Origin of the sequence: Salmonella sp. NW645 (assembly GCF_051703725.1) — a bacterium.
Taxonomy (GTDB): Bacteria; Pseudomonadota; Gammaproteobacteria; order Enterobacterales; family Enterobacteriaceae; genus Salmonella; species Salmonella enterica.
The window spans coordinates 44625-62034 of sequence record NZ_JAMMKR010000013.1 but is presented as its reverse complement, the minus strand read 5'-3'; the positions used below and the strand labels follow the sequence as shown (position 1 = coordinate 62034).

The 17410-nt window shown below is 52.2% G+C and carries 17 protein-coding genes; 16 read left to right on the top strand and 1 reads right to left on the bottom strand.

Annotation, left to right across the window (positions count from 1 at the left end):
• Positions 1 to 3: 3 nt before the first annotated feature.
• The gene (gene asnA / locus NA389_RS20960) at positions 4 to 996 is read right to left on the bottom strand and encodes an aspartate--ammonia ligase (protein WP_000845118.1); all 993 of its coding nucleotides are present in this window, start codon (positions 994 to 996) and stop codon (positions 4 to 6) included.
• Positions 997 to 1146: 150 nt separating this feature from the next.
• Here asnA and asnC point away from each other — a divergent pair, with 150 nt between their 5' ends.
• The 16 genes from asnC (at position 1147) to glmS (ending at position 17270) form a co-directional block, all read left to right on the top strand.
• A complete protein-coding gene (gene asnC, locus NA389_RS20955; RefSeq protein WP_000433016.1) occupies positions 1147 to 1605 on the top strand; it encodes a transcriptional regulator AsnC in 459 nt (152 codons plus the stop codon).
• An 89-nt stretch (positions 1606 to 1694) separates the two neighbouring features.
• Positions 1695 to 2138, top strand: a complete 444-nt coding sequence (mioC, locus tag NA389_RS20950; RefSeq protein ID WP_000763722.1) for an FMN-binding protein MioC — start codon at positions 1695 to 1697, stop codon at positions 2136 to 2138.
• Positions 2139 to 2516: 378 nt separating this feature from the next.
• Complete coding sequence (mnmG, locus tag NA389_RS20945; RefSeq protein ID WP_079917071.1) at positions 2517 to 4406, top strand: tRNA uridine-5-carboxymethylaminomethyl(34) synthesis enzyme MnmG; 1890 nt, start codon at positions 2517 to 2519, stop codon at positions 4404 to 4406.
• A gap of 102 nt (positions 4407 to 4508) precedes the next feature.
• On the top strand, positions 4509 to 5132 hold the full coding sequence (rsmG, locus tag NA389_RS20940) for a 16S rRNA (guanine(527)-N(7))-methyltransferase RsmG (RefSeq protein WP_001519938.1): 624 nt from the start codon (positions 4509 to 4511) through the stop codon (positions 5130 to 5132).
• A gap of 615 nt (positions 5133 to 5747) precedes the next feature.
• Positions 5748 to 6128: a F0F1 ATP synthase subunit I gene (atpI, locus tag NA389_RS20935; protein ID WP_000116685.1), complete on the top strand. Its 381-nt coding sequence runs from the start codon at positions 5748 to 5750 to the stop codon at positions 6126 to 6128.
• Between the two features lie 8 nt (positions 6129 to 6136).
• Positions 6137 to 6952: a F0F1 ATP synthase subunit A gene (gene atpB / locus NA389_RS20930; RefSeq protein ID WP_000135632.1), complete on the top strand. Its 816-nt coding sequence runs from the start codon at positions 6137 to 6139 to the stop codon at positions 6950 to 6952.
• A gap of 46 nt (positions 6953 to 6998) precedes the next feature.
• Positions 6999 to 7238, top strand: a complete 240-nt coding sequence (atpE, locus tag NA389_RS20925) for a F0F1 ATP synthase subunit C (protein ID WP_000429386.1) — start codon at positions 6999 to 7001, stop codon at positions 7236 to 7238.
• A 59-nt stretch (positions 7239 to 7297) separates the two neighbouring features.
• On the top strand, positions 7298 to 7768 hold the full coding sequence (gene atpF / locus NA389_RS20920; protein WP_001052212.1) for a F0F1 ATP synthase subunit B: 471 nt from the start codon (positions 7298 to 7300) through the stop codon (positions 7766 to 7768).
• Positions 7769 to 7782: 14 nt separating this feature from the next.
• Entirely contained in the window at positions 7783 to 8316 is a 534-nt protein-coding gene (gene atpH, locus NA389_RS20915; RefSeq protein ID WP_001288957.1) for a F0F1 ATP synthase subunit delta, read from the top strand.
• 12 nt (positions 8317 to 8328) lie between these two features.
• Positions 8329 to 9870 (top strand): F0F1 ATP synthase subunit alpha, encoded by a 1542-nt coding sequence (gene atpA, locus NA389_RS20910; protein WP_001176751.1) that lies wholly within the window; start codon positions 8329 to 8331, stop codon positions 9868 to 9870.
• A gap of 50 nt (positions 9871 to 9920) precedes the next feature.
• Positions 9921 to 10784, top strand: a complete 864-nt coding sequence (gene atpG / locus NA389_RS20905; protein WP_000896506.1) for a F0F1 ATP synthase subunit gamma — start codon at positions 9921 to 9923, stop codon at positions 10782 to 10784.
• 26 nt (positions 10785 to 10810) lie between these two features.
• Positions 10811 to 12193, top strand: coding sequence for a F0F1 ATP synthase subunit beta (gene atpD, locus NA389_RS20900; RefSeq protein WP_000190499.1), 1383 nt, complete (start codon positions 10811 to 10813; stop codon positions 12191 to 12193).
• 20 nt (positions 12194 to 12213) lie between these two features.
• Complete coding sequence (locus NA389_RS20895) at positions 12214 to 12633, top strand: F0F1 ATP synthase subunit epsilon (protein WP_001251971.1); 420 nt, start codon at positions 12214 to 12216, stop codon at positions 12631 to 12633.
• Between the two features lie 229 nt (positions 12634 to 12862).
• Complete coding sequence (locus NA389_RS20890; protein WP_000009907.1) at positions 12863 to 13561, top strand: Bax inhibitor-1/YccA family protein; 699 nt, start codon at positions 12863 to 12865, stop codon at positions 13559 to 13561.
• Between the two features lie 320 nt (positions 13562 to 13881).
• Positions 13882 to 15252, top strand: a complete 1371-nt coding sequence (glmU, locus tag NA389_RS20885) for a bifunctional UDP-N-acetylglucosamine diphosphorylase/glucosamine-1-phosphate N-acetyltransferase GlmU (protein ID WP_000934839.1) — start codon at positions 13882 to 13884, stop codon at positions 15250 to 15252.
• 188 nt (positions 15253 to 15440) lie between these two features.
• Positions 15441 to 17270, top strand: coding sequence for a glutamine--fructose-6-phosphate transaminase (isomerizing) (glmS, locus tag NA389_RS20880; RefSeq protein ID WP_000334059.1), 1830 nt, complete (start codon positions 15441 to 15443; stop codon positions 17268 to 17270).
• Positions 17271 to 17410: the final 140 nt, after the last annotated feature.

Below are 17410 nucleotides of genomic sequence, written 5' to 3'. Positions count from 1 at the left end.
GGCTTATAAAATAGCAGGAATGCTTTCGCGAACCTGCGCGGGCCATACGCCGCACTGCACCTGACCAATATGCGGCAATTGCAGCAGCAACATCGTCAGACGCGACTGCCCAATCCCGCCGCCGATGGTCTGCGGCATTTCGCCGCGCAGCAGCGCCTGATGCCACTCCAGTTGCAGACGATCTTCATCACCGGTCAACGCCAGCTGGCGCATCAGCGTATCGGCATCTACGCGGATACCCATAGAGGAAAGCTCAAACGCATCTTCCAGCACCGGGTTCCACACCAGGATATCGCCGTTCAGACCGGCGTAGCCCAGCTCAGATGCGGAGCTCCAGTCATCATAATCCGGCGCGCGTACATCATGGCGGTGGCCATCGCTCAGTTTACCGCCGATCCCCACCAGGAAAACGGCGCCAAGTTCTTTGGCGATCGCGCGTTCGCGCCCTTTCGCATCCAGATCCGGGAAACGCGCCAGCAGTTCCTGGCTGTGAACAAAATGGATCTGATCCGGCAGGAACGGCGCCAGACCAAACTGTTTATGCACTTCCGCTTCCGTCGCCTTAATTCCTGCCCATATAGCCTCTACTGTGCTTTTCAGGGTGGAAAATTGGCGCTCGCCATCGCCCATGACACGCTCCCAGTCCCACTGATCCACATAGACCGAGTGGAGCGGAGAGAGTCGGTCTTCATCGGGGCGAAGGGCTTTCATGTGCGTGTACAGCCCTTCGCCCGCGCTGAAGTCATGTTGCCCCAGGGTTTGACGTTTCCACTTCGCCAGTGAATGCACCACTTCGAACTGGGCGTCAGGCAACGCTTTCACTTTTACCTGCACCGCTTTTTCACAGCCGGACAAATTATCCTGCGTACCATCCCCTACGCGACTCAGGATCGGCGCCTGGACCTCAATCAGACCCAGACGCTCCTCCAGCTGGCGAGAGAAATGTGATTTCACGAAGCTAATTTGACGTTGTTTGGCAATGTAAGCGGTTTTCATTTTTTTACTCCTGCGTCCTGTTGCCTATGATTAAGCAACAAAACGAGAGCACTATTCAATAATCAACAGATAAAAAGCTAACTTCGGTTTTGATTCGTTAAAAATAATAGCTAAAATAGAGATAATCATTAATCTGCATAAGAAAAAGCGATGGAAAATTATCAGATCGACAATCTGGACCGCGGCATACTTGACGCCTTAATGGAAAATGCCCGCACTGCCTACGCCGAACTGGCCAAACAATTTGGCGTTAGCCCTGGAACCATTCACGTTCGCGTCGAGAAAATGAAGCAGGCCGGGATTATTACTGGCGCACGGATTGACGTCAGCCCCAAACAGCTGGGCTACGATGTGGGCTGCTTTATTGGCATCATTCTCAAAAGCGCCAAAGACTATCCCTCCGCACTGGCCCGGCTGGAAAGCCTGGATGAAGTGACGGAAGCGTATTACACCACCGGTCACTACAGCATCTTTATAAAAGTGATGTGCAAATCAATCGACGCGCTTCAGCACGTACTTATCAACAAGATCCAAACAATTGATGAAATTCAGTCCACTGAGACACTGATCGTCTTGCAGAACCCGATCATGCGCACCATCAAGCCATGATCGGCTTTTTTAATCCCACATTTTTCCACAGGTAGATCCCAGCTCGTTCACAGAGTACAATGCAGCCTCTTTACCTGAGCGAGCGATCAATGGCAGACATTACTCTTATCAGCGGCAGCACCCTGGGCGGTGCCGAATACGTCGCGGAACATCTGGCGGAAAAGCTGGAAGCTGCCGGTTTTTCAACCGAAACGGTGCACGGTCCGCTATTAGAGGATCTGTCAACTTCCGGGATCTGGCTGATAATCAGCTCAACGCACGGCGCCGGAGACATTCCGGACAACCTGACCCCTTTCTATGAAGACCTTCAGACGCAGAAACCCGATCTTTCCGCGGTACGTTTCGGCGCAATTGGCATTGGTAGTCGAGAATACGACACGTTTTGTGGCGCGATTGAGAAAATAGAAGCAGAACTGAAAGGCGCTGGCGCAAAACAGGTTGGGGAAACACTGAAGATCAACATCCTTGAACATGAGATTCCGGAAGATCCAGCGGAGATTTGGCTCGGATCCTGGATTAATTTACTCAAATAAGTGTAAAGATCGTGCGATCCATTGTGGATAAATCTGGTGGAAAGCTTGGATCAACCGGTAGTTATCCAAAGAATAACCGTTGTTCACTTTTTGAGTTGTGTATAAGTACCCGTTTTGATCCCAGCTTATACGGGCCACGATCACCGATCATTCACAGCTAGTGATCCTTTCCAACGCATTGATCTTTATTACAGGATCCGGGTTATCCACAGCCTGGAGCGATCCTAATAAGAGATCACAATAGAACAGATCTCTAAATAAAAAGATCTTCTTTTTAATAGCCCGGATCCCGGGGCTTTCTCCATCGGCTAAAGTTGAGTAGAATCCACCGCCCGGGCTTCAATCCATTTTCACACCGCGTTATGCGAGGCAATTACCATGTTTTATCAGGATCCTTTTGACGTCATTATTATTGGCGGGGGTCATGCAGGCACTGAGGCCGCGATGGCCGCAGCGCGTATGGGTCAACAGACTCTGCTTTTGACACACAATATTGACACGTTGGGGCAGATGAGCTGCAACCCGGCGATCGGCGGTATTGGAAAGGGACATCTGGTAAAAGAGGTGGATGCGCTCGGCGGTCTGATGGCGAAAGCGATCGATCAGGCAGGTATTCAGTTTAGGATACTAAACGCCAGCAAAGGTCCGGCCGTTCGCGCTACCCGGGCTCAGGCGGATCGAGTCTTATATCGCCAGGCGGTGCGTACCGCGCTGGAGAACCAGCCGAACCTGATGATCTTCCAGCAAGCGGTTGAAGATCTGATTGTCGAAAACGATCGCGTTGTCGGCGCCGTGACCCAAATGGGGCTCAAATTCCGCGCGAAAGCGGTGGTGCTGACCGTCGGAACCTTCCTGGACGGCAAAATTCATATTGGTCTGGATAACTACAGCGGCGGTCGTGCTGGCGATCCGCCATCCATCCCGCTATCTCGCCGTCTGCGTGAGCTTCCGCTACGCGTCAGTCGCCTGAAAACCGGCACACCGCCGCGTATTGATGCGCGTACTATCGATTTCAGCGTGTTGGCTCAACAGCATGGCGATAACCCGATGCCGGTTTTCTCGTTTATGGGGAATGCTTCTCAGCATCCGCAACAGGTGCCGTGTTACATCACGCATACCAATGAGAAAACCCATGATGTGATTCGTAATAACCTCGATCGTAGCCCAATGTACGCTGGCGTGATCGAAGGGATCGGCCCACGCTACTGTCCTTCGATCGAAGACAAAGTGATGCGTTTTGCCGATCGTAACCAGCATCAGATCTTCCTTGAGCCGGAAGGACTGACCTCTAACGAGATTTACCCTAACGGTATCTCCACCAGCCTGCCGTTTGACGTGCAGATGCATATTGTCCGTTCCATGCAGGGCATGGAGAACGCGAAGATCGTTCGCCCTGGTTACGCGATTGAGTATGATTTCTTCGACCCGCGCGATCTGAAACCGACTCTGGAAAGTAAATTTATTCACGGCCTGTTCTTTGCTGGTCAAATCAACGGTACTACCGGCTATGAAGAGGCTGCGGCGCAGGGCTTGCTCGCTGGTCTGAATGCCGCGCGTCTTTCCGCCGACAAAGAGGGCTGGGCGCCTGCGCGTTCTCAGGCTTATCTCGGCGTGCTGGTGGACGATCTCTGTACGCTGGGCACCAAAGAGCCGTATCGCATGTTTACCTCCCGCGCCGAATATCGCCTGATGCTGCGTGAGGACAACGCCGATCTGCGTCTGACCGAAATGGGCCGCGAGCTTGGTCTGGTGGATGATGAACGCTGGGCGCGATTCAACGAGAAGCTGGAAAATATCGAACGCGAACGTCAGCGGCTGAAATCGACATGGGTAACGCCGTCTGCGGAATCCGCCGATGAAGTGAATGCGCATTTGACCACGCCTCTCTCCCGTGAGGCCAGCGGCGAAGATCTGTTGCGTCGTCCGGAAATGACCTACGCGCAGCTCACTTCGCTTGCCGCATTCGCGCCTGCGCTTGAAGATGAGCAAGCCGCTGAGCAGGTGGAAATCCAGGTCAAATACGAAGGTTATATCGCTCGCCAGCAGGATGAGATTGAAAAACAACTACGTAACGAGAATACGTTGCTGCCTGCCACGCTGGATTATCGTCAGGTTTCCGGTCTGTCGAACGAAGTTATCGCCAAGCTGAACGATCATAAACCGGCGTCTATCGGTCAGGCATCGCGTATCTCCGGCGTTACGCCAGCGGCAATCTCCATTCTGCTGGTATGGCTGAAAAAACAAGGTATGCTGCGTCGTAGCGCTTGATAACACTAATTTGGCGGGGGCGCTTCGCTTGCCCGCCCTACAAATTTGTAGGCCCGATAAGCGAAAGCGCATCGGGCATTTGATTATTAACAGGTAATGACCGTGCTCAACAAACTCTCTCGTCTGCTGGCTGATGCCGGTATTTCTCTTACCGATCACCAGAAAACGCTGCTGGTCGCCTACGTTGATATGCTGCATAAATGGAACAAAGCATACAACCTGACGTCAGTGCGGGATCCCAACGAAATGTTGGTACGCCATATTCTCGACAGCATAGTCGTTGCGCCGTATCTTCAGGGACAGCGTTTTATCGATGTAGGAACAGGACCGGGGCTGCCGGGCATCCCGCTGGCTATTGTTCTCCCTGACGCGCATTTCACCTTACTCGACAGCCTGGGCAAGCGGGTACGTTTTCTGCGTCAGGTCCAGCACGAACTGAAACTGGAAAACATCACGCCGGTTCAAAGCCGCGTTGAAGCCTATCCCTCCGAACCGCCGTTTGATGGCGTTATCAGCCGCGCTTTCGCATCGTTGAATGATATGGTGAGCTGGTGTCACCATCTGCCGGGAGAGAAAGGGCGTTTTTATGCCTTAAAAGGGCAATTGCCAGGGGATGAAATTGCCTCACTACCTGACAATTTTAGCGTCGAATCTGTTGAAAAATTACGCGTTCCGCAACTGGAAGGCGAGCGGCATCTGGTGATTATTAAGTCAAACAAAGTTTAATTTTTATCAAAAAAAATAGAAAAAAAACGACGCGGCTTGTGTTAAAAATCGACAGGTATAACGCATTTCAGCGTTGTTGCATTTAACTCTGGATTTACGGTTTCGTTTCAACATGACAACGTCGCTTCTTTTGTTAAAACAGAGAGTAATCAACTTTGTAAATATCAGTCTGCTAAAAATCGAATCGAAAAATCACTTTTGCTTGTTAAATTTTTATTATAAATGTCAATGGGGCGTTTTTAAGGTGTAAGCTGGTATTTTTAAAACAGTACCTGGTTTTACGCTTAAATATCAAAAAGATGAAAAGGCATGAATTGACACGTAAATGAATTGCGTAAGCATGAATATGTTTAATGTGTGATCTGGTGCACGCTTTATCGCCAGTGTTTTCGCGCTATTTGCAGTTTTGTACGATCGTTCACACTTTGGCTAAAAGTTAAAAATGCGGGCCAGAGAAAAATATTTAAACATTTATTCACCTTTTGGCTACTTATTGTTTGAAATCACGGGTGCGCACCGTATAATTTGACCGCTTTTTGATGCTTGACTCTAAGTCTTAAAGAACGTTTTATACGACACGCGGCATACCTCGAAGTGAGCAGGAGTAAAAACGTGATGTCTGTGTCGCTCGTGAGTCGAAACGTTGCTCGTAAGCTTCTGTTCATTCAGTTTCTGGCGGTAATAGCAAGTGGATTGCTGTTTTGCCTCAAAGACCCCTTCTGGGGCATCTCCGCAGTATGTGGGGGATTGGCAGTGGCACTGCCTAATATGTTGTTTATGATATTTGCCTGGCGTCACCAGGCGCATACACCTGCTAAGGGCCGCGTGTCCTGGACTTTCGCCTTCGGTGAAGCCTTCAAGGTGTTAGCGATGCTGGTTTTACTGGTGGTGGCGTTGGCGGTTTTAAAGGCGGTGTTTTTGCCGCTGATCGTTACGTGGGTTTTGGTGCTGGTGGTTCAGATACTGGCGCCGGCTGTAATTAACAACAAAGGGTAAAAGGCATCATGGCTTCAGAAAATATGACGCCGCAGGAATACATAGGACACCATCTGAATAACCTTCAGCTGGACCTGCGTACTTTCTCGCTGGTGGATCCGCAGAACCCCCCAGCCACCTTCTGGACGCTCAATATTGACTCCATGTTCTTCTCGGTGGTGCTGGGTCTGTTGTTTCTGGTGATGTTCCGTAGCGTTGCTAAAAAAGCGACCAGCGGCGTGCCAGGCAAGTTTCAGACCGCGATTGAGCTGATAGTCGGCTTTGTGCATGGCAGCGTCAAAGACATGTACCATGGCAAAAGCAAGCTGATTGCGCCGCTGGCCCTGACGATTTTCGTCTGGGTATTCCTTATGAACCTGATGGACTTACTGCCTATCGACCTGCTGCCGTATATCGCTGAGCATTGGCTGGGTCTGCCAGCAACGCGCGTGGTGCCGTCTGCTGACGTCAACATCACCCTGTCGATGGCGCTGGGCGTATTCATCCTTATTCTGTTCTACAGCATCAAAATGAAAGGCATCGGCGGCTTCGCTAAAGAGTTGACGCTGCAGCCGTTCAATCACTGGGCGTTCATTCCTGTCAACTTAATCCTTGAAGGGGTAAGTCTGCTGTCCAAACCGGTTTCTCTCGGTCTGCGACTGTTCGGCAACATGTATGCCGGTGAGCTGATTTTCATTCTGATTGCTGGTCTGTTGCCGTGGTGGTCACAGTGGATTCTGAATGTGCCGTGGGCCATTTTCCACATCCTGATTATTACGCTGCAAGCCTTCATTTTCATGGTTCTGACGATTGTCTATCTGTCGATGGCGTCCGAAGAGCATTAATTTACCAACACTACTACGTTTTAACTGAAACAAACTGGAGACTGTCATGGAAAACCTGAATATGGATCTGCTGTACATGGCTGCCGCTGTGATGATGGGTCTGGCGGCAATCGGTGCTGCGATCGGTATCGGCATCCTCGGGGGTAAATTCCTGGAAGGCGCGGCGCGTCAACCTGATCTGATTCCTCTGCTGCGTACTCAGTTCTTTATCGTTATGGGTCTGGTGGATGCTATCCCGATGATCGCTGTAGGTCTGGGTCTGTACGTGATGTTCGCTGTCGCGTAGTAAGCGTTGCTTGAATTAAGAGCAATATCAGAAGGTTAACTAGATAGAGGCATTGTGCTGTGAATCTTAACGCAACAATCCTCGGCCAGGCCATCGCGTTTATTCTCTTTGTCTGGTTTTGCATGAAGTACGTATGGCCGCCGTTAATGGCAGCCATCGAGAAACGTCAGAAAGAAATTGCTGACGGTCTCGCTTCTGCTGAACGAGCACATAAGGATCTTGACCTTGCAAAGGCCAGCGCGACCGACCAGCTGAAAAAAGCGAAAGCGGAAGCTCAGGTAATCATCGAGCAGGCAAACAAACGCCGCGCTCAGATCCTGGACGAAGCCAAAACTGAAGCAGAGCAGGAACGTACTAAAATCGTGGCGCAGGCGCAGGCGGAAATTGAAGCCGAGCGTAAACGCGCCCGTGAAGAGCTGCGTAAGCAAGTTGCTATCCTGGCTGTTGCTGGCGCCGAGAAGATCATCGAACGTTCCGTGGATGAAGCTGCTAACAGCGACATCGTGGATAAACTTGTCGCTGAACTGTAAGGAGGGAGGGGCTGATGTCTGAATTTGTTACGGTAGCTCGCCCCTACGCCAAAGCAGCTTTTGACTTTGCCGTTGAACACCAAAGTGTAGAGCGCTGGCAGGATATGCTGGCGTTTGCCGCCGAGGTAACCAAGAACGAACAAATGGCAGAGCTTCTCTCTGGCGCGCTGGCGCCGGAAACGCTCGCTGAGTCGTTTATCGCAGTCTGCGGTGAGCAGTTAGACGAAAACGGTCAGAACCTGATTCGGGTGATGGCTGAAAATAATCGTCTGAACGCGCTCCCGGATGTTCTGGAGCAGTTTATTCATCTGCGTGCCGCCAGTGAAGCTACCTCCGAGGTAGAAGTTACGTCGGCAACCGCATTGAGTGAAGAGCAGCTTTCGAAAATCAGCGCCGCGATGGAAAAACGTCTGTCACGCAAAGTGAAGCTGAATTGCAAAATCGATAAGTCTGTAATGGCAGGCGTTATCATCCGGGCGGGTGATATGGTCATTGATGGCAGCGTACGCGGCCGTCTTGAGCGCCTTGCAGACGTCTTGCAGTCTTAAGGGGACTGGAGCATGCAACTGAATTCCACCGAAATCAGCGAACTGATCAAGCAGCGCATTGCTCAGTTCAATGTGGTGAGCGAAGCTCACAACGAAGGTACTATTGTTTCTGTCAGTGACGGTGTTATCCGCATTCACGGCCTGGCCGATTGTATGCAGGGTGAAATGATCTCCCTGCCGGGTAACCGTTACGCTATCGCACTGAACCTGGAGCGCGACTCCGTGGGTGCGGTAGTCATGGGTCCATACGCTGACCTTGCCGAAGGCATGAAGGTTAAATGTACGGGTCGTATTCTGGAAGTTCCGGTTGGCCGCGGCCTGCTGGGACGTGTGGTAAACACCCTGGGTGCGCCAATCGACGGTAAAGGTCCGGTTGATAATGACGGCTTCTCTGCCGTTGAAGCGATTGCGCCGGGCGTTATCGATCGTCAGTCTGTCGATCAGCCGGTGCAGACCGGCTATAAAGCCGTTGACTCCATGATCCCAATCGGTCGTGGTCAGCGTGAACTGATCATCGGTGACCGTCAGACCGGTAAAACCGCGCTGGCTATCGACGCCATCATCAACCAGCGCGATTCCGGCATTAAATGTATCTATGTCGCTATCGGCCAGAAAGCGTCCACCATTTCTAACGTGGTACGTAAACTGGAAGAACACGGCGCGCTGGCTAACACCATTGTTGTGGTGGCGACCGCGTCCGAATCCGCTGCTCTGCAATATCTGGCGCCGTATGCCGGTTGCGCAATGGGCGAATACTTCCGCGACCGCGGCGAAGATGCGCTGATCATTTACGATGACCTGTCTAAACAGGCTGTTGCTTACCGTCAGATCTCCCTGCTGCTCCGTCGTCCGCCAGGACGTGAAGCATTCCCGGGCGACGTATTCTACCTCCACTCTCGTCTGCTGGAGCGTGCTGCGCGTGTTAACGCCGACTACGTCGAAGCCTTCACCAAAGGTGAAGTGAAAGGGAAAACCGGCTCTCTGACCGCGCTGCCGATTATCGAAACGCAGGCAGGTGACGTTTCCGCGTTCGTTCCGACCAACGTAATTTCGATTACCGATGGTCAGATCTTCCTGGAATCTAACCTGTTTAACGCCGGTATTCGTCCTGCGGTTAACCCGGGTATCTCGGTATCCCGTGTAGGTGGTGCAGCCCAGACCAAGATCATGAAAAAACTGTCCGGTGGTATTCGTACCGCGCTGGCGCAGTATCGTGAACTGGCGGCGTTCTCTCAGTTTGCATCCGACCTTGACGATGCCACCCGTAAACAGCTTGACCACGGTCAGAAAGTGACCGAACTGCTGAAACAGAAACAGTATGCGCCGATGTCCGTCGCGCAGCAGTCTCTGGTTCTGTTCGCAGCAGAACGTGGTTATCTGGCGGATGTCGAACTGGCGAAAATCGGTAGCTTCGAAGCCGCACTGCTGGCTTACGTCGACCGTGATCACGCTCCGCTGATGCAAGAGATCAACCAGTCCGGTGGCTATAACGACGAAATCGAAGGCAAGCTGAAAGGCATCCTCGATTCCTTCAAAGCAACCCAGTCCTGGTAACGTCTGGCGGCTTGCCTTAGGGCAGGCCGTAAGGCATTGAGGAGAAGCTCATGGCCGGCGCAAAAGAGATACGTAGTAAGATCGCAAGCGTCCAGAACACGCAGAAGATCACTAAAGCGATGGAGATGGTCGCCGCTTCCAAAATGCGTAAATCGCAGGATCGCATGGCGGCCAGCCGTCCTTATGCAGAGACCATGCGCAAAGTGATTGGTCACCTTGCGAACGGTAATCTGGAATATAAGCACCCCTACCTGGAAGAGCGCGACGTTAAACGCGTGGGCTACCTGGTAGTGTCGACCGACCGTGGTTTGTGCGGTGGCTTGAACATTAACCTGTTCAAAAAGCTGCTGGCGGATATGAAGGCATGGTCCGATAAAGGCGTTCAGTGCGAACTCGCAATGATCGGCTCTAAGGGCGTGTCATTCTTTAATTCCGTAGGCGGCAACGTTGTCGCTCAGGTGACAGGTATGGGGGATAACCCTTCTCTGTCCGAACTGATCGGTCCGGTTAAAGTGATGTTGCAGGCCTACGACGAAGGCCGTCTGGACAAGCTTTACATTGTCAGCAACAAATTTATTAACACCATGTCTCAGGTGCCGACGATCACTCAACTGCTGCCGCTGCCGGCGTCAGAAGATGATGATCTGAAGCGTAAAGCCTGGGATTACCTGTATGAACCAGACCCGAAAGCGCTGCTGGATACTCTCCTGCGTCGTTATGTGGAGTCTCAGGTTTATCAGGGCGTGGTAGAAAACCTGGCCAGCGAGCAGGCCGCACGAATGGTGGCGATGAAAGCCGCAACCGATAATGGCGGCAGCCTGATTAAAGAGCTGCAGTTGGTATACAACAAAGCTCGTCAGGCCAGCATTACTCAGGAACTCACCGAGATCGTCTCGGGGGCCGCCGCGGTTTAACCAGGTTATTTCGTAGAGGATTTAAGATGGCTACTGGAAAGATTGTCCAGGTAATCGGCGCCGTGGTCGACGTCGAGTTCCCTCAGGATGCCGTACCACGCGTGTACGATGCCCTTGAGGTGCAGAATGGTAATGAGAAGCTGGTGCTGGAAGTTCAGCAGCAGCTTGGCGGCGGTATCGTGCGTACCATCGCGATGGGGTCTTCTGACGGTCTGCGTCGCGGTCTGGATGTAAAAGATCTCGAACACCCGATCGAAGTCCCGGTAGGTAAAGCCACGCTGGGTCGTATCATGAACGTCCTAGGCGAACCGGTCGACATGAAAGGCGAGATCGGCGAAGAAGAGCGTTGGGCGATTCACCGCGCAGCGCCTTCCTACGAAGAGTTGTCAAACTCTCAGGAACTGCTGGAAACCGGTATCAAAGTTATCGACCTGATGTGTCCGTTCGCGAAGGGCGGTAAAGTCGGTCTGTTCGGTGGTGCGGGTGTAGGTAAAACCGTAAACATGATGGAGCTTATCCGTAACATCGCGATCGAGCACTCCGGTTACTCTGTGTTTGCGGGCGTAGGTGAACGTACTCGTGAGGGTAACGACTTCTACCACGAAATGACCGACTCCAACGTTATCGATAAAGTATCCCTGGTGTATGGCCAGATGAACGAGCCGCCGGGAAACCGTCTGCGTGTTGCACTGACCGGCCTGACCATGGCGGAGAAATTCCGTGACGAAGGTCGTGACGTACTGCTGTTCGTCGATAACATCTATCGTTACACCCTGGCCGGTACGGAAGTATCCGCACTGCTGGGCCGTATGCCTTCCGCGGTAGGTTACCAGCCGACTCTGGCGGAAGAGATGGGCGTTCTGCAGGAACGTATCACCTCCACCAAAACCGGTTCTATCACCTCCGTACAGGCGGTATACGTACCGGCGGATGACTTGACTGACCCGTCTCCAGCCACCACCTTTGCGCACTTAGATGCAACCGTGGTACTGAGCCGTCAGATCGCATCTCTGGGTATCTACCCGGCCGTTGACCCGCTGGACTCCACCAGCCGTCAGCTGGATCCGCTGGTTGTTGGTCAGGAACACTACGACACCGCGCGTGGCGTTCAGTCCATCCTGCAGCGTTATCAGGAACTGAAAGACATCATCGCCATCCTCGGTATGGATGAACTGTCTGAAGAAGATAAACTGGTGGTAGCTCGCGCGCGTAAAATTCAGCGCTTCCTGTCCCAGCCGTTCTTCGTGGCGGAAGTATTTACCGGTTCTCCGGGCAAATACGTCTCCCTGAAAGACACCATCCGTGGCTTTAAAGGCATCATGGAAGGCGAATACGATCACCTGCCGGAGCAGGCGTTCTACATGGTCGGTTCCATCGACGAAGCCGTGGAAAAAGCCAAAAAACTTTAACGCCTTAATCGGAGGGTGATATGGCAATGACTTACCACCTGGATGTCGTCAGCGCGGAGCAACAAATGTTCTCCGGTCTGGTCGAGAAAATCCAGGTTACGGGTAGCGAAGGCGAACTGGGGATTTACCCGGGGCACGCGCCGCTGCTCACCGCCATTAAGCCTGGTATGATTCGCATCGTTAAGCAGCACGGTCATGAAGAGTTTATCTATCTGTCCGGCGGCATTCTGGAAGTGCAGCCTGGCAGCGTGACCGTTCTGGCGGATACCGCGATTCGCGGTCAGGATCTCGACGAAGCGCGAGCCCTGGAAGCGAAGCGTAAAGCCGAAGAGCACATTAAGAGCTCGCACGGTGACGTGGATTACGCTCAGGCGTCTGCGGAACTGGCCAAAGCGATCGCTAAACTGCGCGTTATCGAGTTGACCAAAAAAGCGATGTAACACCGGCTTGAAAGCATAAAACCAGTCTGATTGCGGACTGGTTTTTTTTTATCCTCTCAATTTTTATTCGATAAACTAGCAACGACAAAAACAAGCGGCTGAAGGCGATGCGTTTTCAGCGACAGCGCTGTTTTCATTAAATCCTTCTTTCTGGCATTTGCATCTGCACATTGTGCGAAGAAGGAAGGAATGGATGCGTTTTTATTGCATAAAATGAGGGATTATTACTATGTCATTTCAGCCATCCTTTGCGGGTCCACAACCCGACTCAAGGATTGATCGTACTACCTTTATTCGTCGCGCTTATCTTCATCTCGCCGTCGCCATCGTCGGTTTTATCGTGTTGAGCGCAGCGTGGAGTTTTATAGGGGTCGGGGAGTATGCGCTTGATGTGCTGCTGGCTGGTGGAAGATATAGCTGGTTGGTTGTTCTCGGCGCTTTTATGCTGGTGGGAATGCTGGCGACCCGTCTGGCGGATAATGCGGGGACTAATCAAACGCAACTTATCGGGCTGGGGATTTATGTGTTGGCAGAATCCCTGATTTTTGCCCCCCTGTTAACGCTGGCGGCTTATATTAATCCGTCGAGCATTGGCGCGGCGGCAATAACGACCCTGTTGCTGGTTGGCGGTCTGACGTTTACCGCTTTTTCCATAAAAAAAGACTTTTCTTTTCTGCGCTCGTTTCTGACTATGGCTGGGTTCATTGCTTTTGGCGCGATTATTGCCAGCGTCATCTGCGGCTTCTCGCTGGGTGTCTGGTTTTCTGCGCTAATGGTACTGCTGTGCGCCGGGTTTATACTTTACGATACTTCTAACATTATTCACCATTACCCTACCGATCGCCCTGCTGGCGCGGCATTACATCTGTTCGCTTCTATCGCGACCATGTTCTGGTATATTTTGCGGATTTTTATGTCGCGTAATTAAGTAAAAAAATACGCGCAACGGAAAACCAGCGGCCTCTGTCGCTGGTTTTTGCTTTTCTGGCTCCCCTGCGCTTTATTACGTTATCTTCTTTATTTATGGAGTAAAAAAACAGCAAAAACATCGGGCTACGTTGCCAATACGCGGGTGTTTTTACTTTTCAGGAGACAAGAGGCGCGGTAATGAACGAAAATGATTCATTAGCAGGCGGGGATGTTATCCCGGTGAGCGTTTTATCCTTCTTCCATTTTACGATGAAAAAAATGTAGTATTTTCAACGTGAAACAGTATAAATTCGTTCTCAAATTACAGTCAGGACGCGTATGTTAAATAGTGCTATGAGCGTAGTGATCCTTGCCGCAGGTAAAGGCACGCGCATGTATTCCGATATTCCTAAAGTGCTGCACACGCTGGCGGGTAAACCCATGGTGCAGCATGTCATTGATGCAGCAACTAAATTAGGGGCCGCACAGGTTCATCTGGTCTATGGCCATGGTGGCGAGTTGTTAAAAAAGACCCTGAAAGATGACAAGCTGAACTGGGTGCTTCAGGCGGAACAGTTGGGAACAGGTCACGCAATGCAGCAGGCCGCGCCCTTCTTTAGCGACGATGAAGATATTTTAATGCTTTACGGCGACGTGCCGCTGATTTCGGTTGAAACCTTACAGCGCCTGTGCGATGCCAAACCGCAGGGTGGTATTGGGTTATTAACCGTGAAGCTGGACGATCCGAGCGGCTATGGCCGTATTACGCGTGAAAACGGTAAAGTGACCGGCATCGTTGAACATAAAGACGCCACTGATGAACAGCGTCAGATCCAGGAAATTAATACCGGTATTCTGATCGCCAACGGCGCGGACCTGAAACGCTGGTTGTCTAAGCTGACTAACAATAATGCGCAGGGTGAATATTACATCACAGATATCATTGCGCTGGCTTATCAGGAAGGACGGGAAATCGCCGCGGTGCATCCGGCTCGCATCAGCGAAACGGACGGCGTGAATAACCGTCTACAGCTTTCTCGTCTGGAGCGTATTTATCAGGCCGAACAGGCGGAGAAACTGCTGTTATCCGGCGTTATGTTGCGCGATCCGGCTCGTTTTGATCTGCGCGGTAATCTGGCTCACGGGCTTGATGTGGAAATTGACGCTAACGTTATCATCGAAGGTAACGTGACGCTCGGTCACCGCGTGAAGATCGGCGCGGGGTGCATTATTAAAAACAGCGTTATTGGCGATGACTGCGAAATTAGCCCATACAGCGTGGTGGAAGATGCGCATCTGGAAGCGGCCTGCACCATCGGTCCGTTTGCTCGCCTGCGTCCCGGCGCGGAGCTGTTAGCGGGCGCTCATGTCGGCAATTTCGTTGAAATGAAAAAAGCGCGTCTGGGTAAAGGTTCTAAAGCCGGTCATCTGACCTATCTGGGCGATGCGGAAATTGGCGACAACGTGAATATCGGCGCGGGGACCATCACCTGTAACTATGATGGCGCGAACAAATTCAAAACGGTTATTGGCGACGATGTGTTTGTCGGCTCCGATACCCAACTGGTGGCGCCGGTTACTGTTGGTAAAGGGGCTACCATCGCCGCAGGGACTACCGTCACTCGTAATGTAGCCGACAATGAACTGGTATTAAGCCGCGTGCCGCAGGTACATAAGCAAGGCTGGCAGCGTCCGGTGAAGAAAAAGTGATTTTGTAAGCCGGATAAGCGTCAGTGCCATCCGGCAGACCGGAGATGAGAGGATAAAATAATCCTCCGCTCCATGAGCAGTACTTATAAAAATAACCCCACTCTCTACAAGGCTCGGGGCGCCCGCAACGACGGGCATACAGGTCAGCGACAACGCATGGCGTAATGCCATAATCAGGAAATAAAACTATGTGTGGAATTGTTGGCGCTATCGCGCAGCGTGATGTAGCTGAAATCCTTCTCGAAGGTTTACGTCGTCTGGAATACCGCGGATATGACTCTGCCGGTCTGGCCGTGGTTGATGCAGAAGGTCATATGACCCGTCTGCGTCGCCTCGGTAAAGTCCAGATGCTGGCTCAGGCAGCGGAAGAACATCCTCTGCATGGCGGCACCGGTATTGCTCACACGCGTTGGGCGACGCACGGTGAACCTTCAGAAGCTAACGCGCATCCGCATGTTTCTGAACACATTGTGGTGGTGCATAACGGCATCATCGAAAACCATGAACCGCTGCGTGAAGCATTAAAAGCGCGTGGCTATACCTTCGTTTCTGAAACCGACACCGAAGTGATTGCACACCTGGTAAACTGGGAACTGAAACAGGGAGGTACTCTGCGTGAGGCTGTTCTACGTGCTATCCCGCAACTGCGTGGTGCGTACGGTACAGTGATCATGGATACCCGTCACCCGGATACCCTACTGGCGGCACGTTCTGGCAGCCCGCTGGTGATTGGCCTGGGTATGGGCGAAAACTTTATCGCTTCTGACCAGCTGGCGCTGTTGCCAGTGACTCGTCGCTTTATCTTCCTTGAAGAGGGCGATATCGCTGAAATCACTCGCCGTTCGGTAAATATCTTCGATAACACCGGCGCGGAAGTAAAACGTCAGGATATCGAATCTAATCTGCAATATGACGCGGGCGATAAAGGTATTTACCGCCACTACATGCAGAAAGAAATCTACGAACAGCCGAACGCGATCAAAAACACCCTTACCGGGCGCATCAGCCACGGTCAGGTGGATTTAAGCGAGCTGGGACCGAACGCCGACGAACTGCTGTCAAAGGTTGAGCATATTCAGATCCTCGCCTGCGGTACGTCTTACAACTCCGGTATGGTTTCCCGTTACTGGTTTGAATCGCTGGCAGGTATTCCGTGCGACGTTGAAATCGCCTCTGAATTCCGCTATCGCAAATCTGCCGTGCGTCGTAACAGCCTGATGATTACCCTGTCACAGTCTGGCGAAACGGCAGATACCCTGGCTGGCCTGCGTCTGTCGAAAGAGCTGGGATATTTGGGCTCTCTGGCCATTTGTAACGTGCCGGGATCTTCGCTGGTGCGTGAATCCGATCTGGCGCTGATGACCAACGCGGGTACGGAAATTGGCGTAGCATCTACCAAAGCCTTCACCACCCAGTTAACCGTGCTGTTGATGCTGGTGGCGAAACTGGCGCGTCTGAAAGGTCTGGATGCGTCCATTGAGCATGATATCGTTCATGGCCTACAGGCGCTGCCGAGCCGTATTGAGCAGATGCTGTCGCAGGACAAACGTATCGAAGCCCTGGCGGAAGATTTCTCTGACAAACACCATGCGCTGTTCCTGGGGCGTGGCGATCAATATCCGATTGCGCTCGAAGGCGCGCTGAAGCTGAAAGAGATCTCTTACATTCACGCGGAAGCCTATGCTGCAGGCGAGCTGAAACACGGGCCGTTGGCGCTGATTGACGCCGATATGCCGGTGATTGTGGTGGCGCCGAACAACGAACTGCTGGAGAAACTGAAATCCAACATCGAAGAAGTTCGCGCTCGTGGCGGTCAGTTGTACGTCTTCGCCGACCAGGATGCGGGTTTCGTCAGCAGCGACAACATGCACATCATTGAGATGCCGCATGTGGAAGAGGTCATTGCGCCTATCTTCTACACCGTTCCGCTGCAACTGCTGGCGTATCACGTGGCGCTGATTAAAGGCACCGACGTTGACCAGCCGCGTAACCTGGCGAAATCGGTTACCGTAGAGTAAGTACAAATGTAGTACCAGGCAGAAGGCCGTCGATAGACGGCCTTTTTTTGTGCGCCGTGACAGGCGCTGTTCTTTCTCTATGGTGGCTGAAGAGCGACTAAGAGGTGCTACGCCTGCCTGCGCTACGGGCACCCGGTCAC

Excerpts from the sequence above, each read along its gene's own strand:
- atpG (WP_000896506.1), top strand. The coding sequence starts at position 9,921 with ATGGCCGGCGCAAAAGAGATACGTAGTAAGATCGCAAGCGTCCAGAAC.
- asnA (WP_000845118.1), bottom strand. The coding sequence starts at position 996 with ATGAAAACCGCTTACATTGCCAAACAACGTCAAATTAGCTTCGTGAAA.
- atpD (WP_000190499.1), top strand. The coding sequence starts at position 10,811 with ATGGCTACTGGAAAGATTGTCCAGGTAATCGGCGCCGTGGTCGACGTC.
- atpI (WP_000116685.1), top strand. The coding sequence starts at position 5,748 with ATGTCTGTGTCGCTCGTGAGTCGAAACGTTGCTCGTAAGCTTCTGTTC.
- mioC (WP_000763722.1), top strand. The coding sequence starts at position 1,695 with ATGGCAGACATTACTCTTATCAGCGGCAGCACCCTGGGCGGTGCCGAA.
- NA389_RS20890 (WP_000009907.1), top strand. The coding sequence starts at position 12,863 with ATGTCATTTCAGCCATCCTTTGCGGGTCCACAACCCGACTCAAGGATT.
- mnmG (WP_079917071.1), top strand. The coding sequence starts at position 2,517 with ATGTTTTATCAGGATCCTTTTGACGTCATTATTATTGGCGGGGGTCAT.
- NA389_RS20895 (WP_001251971.1), top strand. The coding sequence starts at position 12,214 with ATGGCAATGACTTACCACCTGGATGTCGTCAGCGCGGAGCAACAAATG.
- asnC (WP_000433016.1), top strand. The coding sequence starts at position 1,147 with ATGGAAAATTATCAGATCGACAATCTGGACCGCGGCATACTTGACGCC.
- atpB (WP_000135632.1), top strand. The coding sequence starts at position 6,137 with ATGGCTTCAGAAAATATGACGCCGCAGGAATACATAGGACACCATCTG.
- atpE (WP_000429386.1), top strand. The coding sequence starts at position 6,999 with ATGGAAAACCTGAATATGGATCTGCTGTACATGGCTGCCGCTGTGATG.
- atpH (WP_001288957.1), top strand. The coding sequence starts at position 7,783 with ATGTCTGAATTTGTTACGGTAGCTCGCCCCTACGCCAAAGCAGCTTTT.
- glmS (WP_000334059.1), top strand. The coding sequence starts at position 15,441 with ATGTGTGGAATTGTTGGCGCTATCGCGCAGCGTGATGTAGCTGAAATC.
- atpA (WP_001176751.1), top strand. The coding sequence starts at position 8,329 with ATGCAACTGAATTCCACCGAAATCAGCGAACTGATCAAGCAGCGCATT.
- glmU (WP_000934839.1), top strand. The coding sequence starts at position 13,882 with ATGTTAAATAGTGCTATGAGCGTAGTGATCCTTGCCGCAGGTAAAGGC.